At 27.5% G+C, this 2,423-nt stretch carries 3 protein-coding genes and 1 tRNA gene; all 4 read left to right on the top strand.

The window, feature by feature from the left end:
* Positions 1-24: 24 nt before the first annotated feature.
* Positions 25-97, top strand: a tRNA-Lys gene (locus AC5EAH_RS07960).
* Positions 98-189: 92 nt separating this feature from the next.
* On the top strand, positions 190-1,248 hold the full coding sequence (locus AC5EAH_RS07955) for a glycosyltransferase family 4 protein (RefSeq protein ID WP_493494247.1): 1,059 nt from the start codon (positions 190-192) through the stop codon (positions 1,246-1,248).
* Positions 1,249-1,257: 9 nt separating this feature from the next.
* Positions 1,258-1,839 (top strand): ECF transporter S component, encoded by a 582-nt coding sequence (locus AC5EAH_RS07950; protein ID WP_493494246.1) that lies wholly within the window; start codon positions 1,258-1,260, stop codon positions 1,837-1,839.
* Between the two features lie 88 nt (positions 1,840-1,927).
* The gene (mscL, locus tag AC5EAH_RS07945; RefSeq protein WP_493494245.1) at positions 1,928-2,299 is read left to right on the top strand and encodes a large conductance mechanosensitive channel protein MscL; all 372 of its coding nucleotides are present in this window, start codon (positions 1,928-1,930) and stop codon (positions 2,297-2,299) included.
* The last annotated feature ends 124 nt before the right edge of the window (positions 2,300-2,423 follow it).

Below are 2,423 nucleotides of genomic sequence, written 5' to 3'. Positions count from 1 at the left end.
TTCGAATCCAGGTATCCCAGCCATGAGCCATTAGCTCAGTTGGTAGAGCATTTGACTTTTAATCAAAGGGTCGAAGGTTCGAGTCCTTCATGGCTCATTTTTAAAAACAGTGAATATTTCACTGTTTTTTTATTTTGGTCTGATACTAGCCTATGTTATAATATAAAAAAGAAAAAGAAGGGTTAGATTATGCTTACATTAATTGCTATGTTATTTTCTTTTATTTCATGTATTATTTTAATTCCTTTTATGAAACAACTAGCATTTAGAATAGGTGCGGTTGCTAAACCTGATAAAAGACGTATTCATAAAGGTATTATTCCACAAATTGGTGGAATAGCACTTTATATTAGTTTTTTAATAGGTTTATTTATTACACAACCTGTTGAGAAAGAAATTAATGTTATTATGTTAGGTGCAACAATTATTATAGTTCTTGGTTTAATAGATGATATTTATGAATTATCAGCAAAATTAAAATTACTGGGTCAATTATTATCAGCTTTTGTTATTGTTATAGGTGGAATTAAAATTACTTTTATTACATTACCTTTTATAGGACAAATACATTTTGGTTTGTTTAGTTCTATTATGACTATTATTTGGATTTTAGCATTTATTAATGCAATTAATTTGATTGATGGTTTAGATGGGTTAGCAACAGGTATTTCAATTATTGGTTTGGGAACAATCGGTTTAATGGCAATGTCTCAACAAAATATTTTTGTAACAATGTTATGTGCTGTCTTAATTGGTGCCAGTATAGGATTTTTAATATTTAATTTTAATCCAGCATCTATTTTTTTAGGTGACAGTGGTGCAATGTTTCTTGGTTTTATGTTAGCTGTAGTGTCATTACTTGGTTTTGGTTATAAGAGTGGTGTTACAATTGCTTCTTTAACGATACCTATTATTATATTGGGTGTACCATTTATGGATACAATATTTGCTATTATCAGACGTCAAAATAAGAAGCAATCTTGGTTAACAGCTGATGCATCACATTTGCACCATCGTTTAATGAAATTAGGCTATTCTACTAAAGAAACGGTGATTATTATTTATGTAATTGCATTATTATTTAGTGCTGCTGGAGTTGTTTATTCATTATCAACGGCATCAGGTGGATTTTTAATATTATTAGCTGTATTTTTTAGTATTGAGATTTTAGTAGAAGTTACTAATTTAATTAGTGAGAACTATCGTCCATTATTAAATTTACTTACTAAATTATTCAATAATTATTAAAGGAGAATTATGAATAGAAATAAAATTTACAATTTAGTGTTAGTTGCTATTTTAAGTGCTATCATTATTATACAATCATTTGTACCAGGGTTAGGTAATATACCTATTCCACCAATTACACCAACAATTATTCATATTACTGTTATTGTAGGTACTATAATATTAGGATTACGTCAAGGTATATTTTTAGGGTTTATATGGGGAGTATGTTCTTTATTGAGAGCATGGATAGTCCCACCATCACCAATTACACAATTGATTTTTGGTAATCCTATTATTGCAGTATTACCACGTATTGCTGTAGCAATTATTGCTTTTTATATGTTTCACTTATTAATAAAAAAAATGAAACGTATGTATGCAACTATGGTAACAGCTATAATAGCTTCTCTAACTAATACATTATTAGTTTGTATGATGATATATTTAATTTATGCACAACAATATGCTAATTTATTAAATATTGATGTTTCAGGTATATGGAAAGTGTTAACAACATTAATTTTAACTAGTGGTCTAGCAGAAGCTATTATAGCATGTATAATAGTACCTATATTAATTAAATCATTATTAAAAATTTATAAAAAATAAATAAGCATTTTTCTAGTCAAAATATATTTTCTATGGTAAAATCCATAATGTAGTTTTTATTACAATTATAAAAATAAGGAGAAATTTCATGTTAAAAGAATTTAAAGCTTTCATTATGAAAGGAAACATTGTTGATTTAGCAGTAGCTGTAATTATTGGAGGAGCTTTTGGTGCAATTGTAACTTCATTAGTAGATGATATTTTCCAACCAATTATTGCAAGTGTATTTAATGCTGAAAACATTGAAAAAGTTGTTATTCATATTGGTAGTGCGTCAATCGGTATCGGTAAATTTGCAGGTTCTGTAATTAATTTCTTAATCGTGGCAGCTATTTTATTCATGATTATTAAAGCAAAAGAAAAAGCAGAAGCTTTATCGGGTAATGAACCAGAAGAAGAAGCACCAGCAGCGGATACAGTATTATTAACTGAAATTCGTGATTTATTAAAAAATAAATAATTTATTTTAACGTTATAGTAAGTATAAACTACTTATTATAACGTTTTTTATAAGATAGTAGAGTTAAAAAGAAATTTGATAAATATCTTGTATCTATTACGTAGTTCAAAATCCTATGGGGGTC

Source organism: Staphylococcus sp. B1(2026) (assembly GCF_058895785.1).
Note: the sequence above shows the minus strand (reverse complement) of the source record. Positions and strands in the feature narration are given on the sequence as shown.

Coding starts and splice junctions, on each gene's coding strand:
- AC5EAH_RS07955 (WP_493494247.1), top strand. CDS start 190: ATGCTTACATTAATTGCTATGTTATTTTCTTTTATTTCATGTATTATT.
- AC5EAH_RS07950 (WP_493494246.1), top strand. CDS start 1,258: ATGAATAGAAATAAAATTTACAATTTAGTGTTAGTTGCTATTTTAAGT.
- mscL (WP_493494245.1), top strand. CDS start 1,928: ATGTTAAAAGAATTTAAAGCTTTCATTATGAAAGGAAACATTGTTGAT.